Annotated in this window: 3 protein-coding genes; all 3 read left to right on the top strand. The window is 44.0% G+C overall.

Features of this window, described 5'->3' with window-relative positions:
* The coding region (locus MUP17_11165) for a dockerin type I domain-containing protein (protein ID MCJ7459540.1) at positions 1–230 on the top strand (230 nt) is incomplete at its 5' end.
* 315 nt (positions 231–545) lie between these two features.
* Positions 546–1,235: a DNA repair protein RadC gene (gene radC, locus MUP17_11160; GenBank protein ID MCJ7459539.1), complete on the top strand. Its 690-nt coding sequence runs from the start codon at positions 546–548 to the stop codon at positions 1,233–1,235.
* A 210-nt stretch (positions 1,236–1,445) separates the two neighbouring features.
* Positions 1,446–2,589, top strand: a 1,144-nt coding sequence (gene amrB, locus MUP17_11155; protein MCJ7459538.1) for an AmmeMemoRadiSam system protein B, incomplete at its 3' end; no start/stop codon positions are given.

The following is a 2,589-nucleotide window of genomic DNA, read 5'->3' as shown; positions in this document are numbered from 1 at the left end:
GGCAGGGGTATGTTAATACTGCGGCTTTTGTGCATGGGGATGATAATGCTGACGGCAAGACAACTGTTTCTGATGTGGTGTATGAGATAAATTATCTTTTCAAGGGTGGTCCCGCTCCTCTTCCGCCTGAGGTTGGAGATGTGAACTGCGATAACAAGCATACTGTGGCGGATGTGGTTTACAAGATCAACTACCTTTTCAAAGGTGGACCGCCGCCATGTAATTTGTGATTTTTTGGTGGAACAGGCTTCCAGTCCTACAGATCCATTTTTCGGACCTGTTCAGAACAGACCAGAGGTCTGTTCCACCTGTTTTTTTGTCATATATTTTTTGTAGGGCGGGTTTCAAACCCCGCCCCTACTTTTTTTACGGTCACGAAAAACGAATCATGGTCACGTATTTTTGATTTTCCCCTTTCTTTTTCTCAAACCTTTTATTAAATTTATCAAACCTAGTGAAAAAGTTTCCGTCCCGTTTTGTCAGGAGCTACTCCTGACAACGGTGTCAGGTCTGAGGACCTGACACAACAAAAAAAAGAAAATATCATGCAGGAAAATTACCAGATCAGGATAAAAGAACTGCCTGAGGACCAAAAGCCCAGGGAGAAGCTGATAAAATATGGTCCGGACGTTCTCAGGAACAGCGAGCTTTTGTCAATTGTCCTAAATACCGGGTATAAGGGTTTAAATGTAATCGAGTTATCTGAGAGGATAATAAAAGATTATGGCTCAAAAGCGATTGCCCAGGAAAAGGACGTTGGCAGGTTGATGGAGACCCTTGGGATACCTCAGGTGAAAGCCTGCCAGATAGTTGCGGTATTTGAGCTGGGAAGAAGGTTTTTCTTGGAGGACAAGGGCAGGATTCCAACTATTCGGACTCCTGAGGACGTTTATAAATATTTAGAGGAGATGAGGAAATTGCAGAAGGAGCATTTTCGCGGTTTATATCTCAATATTAGAAATCGTTTAATCCATGATGAGGTGATTTCCATCGGAAGTTTGACCTTTAATATCATCCAGCCCAGGGAGGTTTTCCGCCCGGCAATCGAATATGGTGCTGCGGCAATGATTCTGGCTCATAACCACCCCTCCGGCGAACCAGACCCATCTGAGGATGACCTAAAAGTCACCCGTAAAATCGTAGAGGTTGGAAAACTGATGGAGATAGACGTTTTGGACCATGTAATTATCGGAAATGAAAGCTACGTGAGTTTGAGGGAAAGGAATTTGATGTGATTTTGGAGACGGTAGCGTCGCCATTCCTATGGCGACGGTGGGACGTCCTCACGGGAGTGAGGACGCTACGGTTACGAGAAACCTAAAGTTTTATACTGCAAAGAATTTCCTATGAGAATTTCAAAGAGAATCTTGTTGGCTTTTGCAGTTTTATCCATTTTATTATCTTTCTTCAAATGTACCTCTCACCTTAAGGCGGAGGGTAATGATATGACCAAAGAAGGAGAGCAGACTGAAGAGATAAGAAAGTCTGCCTGGGCGGATTCTCTAAGGGGTTTTTATCCTCAAGACCCTGTAAAGTTAACCAAAGAAATTGCCGATTTCTATAATAAGGCAAAAAAGGAGGAGATGCCGGGCAATATAGTTGCCTTAATCTCCCCGCATGCAGGCTACATCTATTCAGGCCAGGTTGCAGCCTATGGGTATAAGACCTTAGAGGGTTTAAAATACCATACTGTCGTAGTTATCTCTCCCACCCACGCGGTTTATCTTAAAGGCGCTTCAATCTATAACGGAAAAGCTTATCAGACCCCTTTAGGGATGATTTTGGTTGATAAGGAGTTGGCTTTGGAGCTGTCGAAAATAGACAAAAGAATCTATCTTTCGGATGTTGGTCACTCGACTTCTGGACCAAGGGCTGAGCATGCTTTAGAGGTGCAGCTTCCTTTTTTGCAGATAGTCTTAGGTAATTTCAAGCTCATCCCCATAGTCCTGGGCCCGGATGATGATTACGGAATGTACGAGGCTCTGGGAAAAGCTCTGGCAAAAGTCTTAAAAGGCAAAAATGCTCTGATTGTTGCCAGCTCTGACCTTTCACATTATCATCCTTATGCAGAAGCAGAGAGGCTGGATAGCACAGTCATAAAAAATGTGAACGCCTTTAATCCCAGGGCGTTTTTTGAAGACCTTACCTCTGACCGGTGCGAAGCCTGTGGCGGAGGACCGATTATCTCAGCCATGATAGCGGCAAAGGAGTTGGGAGCAGACAAGTCCAAAGTTGTCAAATATGCCAATTCCGGAGATGTGACCGGAGATAAATCCGGTGTGGTGGGTTATATGTCTGCGGTTCTCTATGACACAGGGAAAAATTCAGATGATCCTCCAAAGGAAAAGGCTGAAAAGGAGGTCCAGAAAAAGAAAGACACAGATTCCAGGATCTCGGATAAAGACAAAACATTTTTGCTTAAGCTGGCCAAGGAGACGATTGAATGTAAGGTAAAAGGTGTAAAATGCCCGGATTATAAGATAACCTCAGAGGTGCTTAAAGAGAACAGGGGTGCTTTTGTGACCATAAAAAAACACGGGGACTTGAGGGGCTGTATCGGTTACATTCAGGCAATAAAACCGCTTTATC

The organism is Candidatus Zixiibacteriota bacterium (assembly GCA_022865345.1).
Classification (GTDB): domain Bacteria; phylum Zixibacteria; class MSB-5A5; order MSB-5A5; family RBG-16-43-9; genus RBG-16-43-9.
Note: the sequence above shows the minus strand (reverse complement) of the source record. Positions and strands in the feature narration are given on the sequence as shown.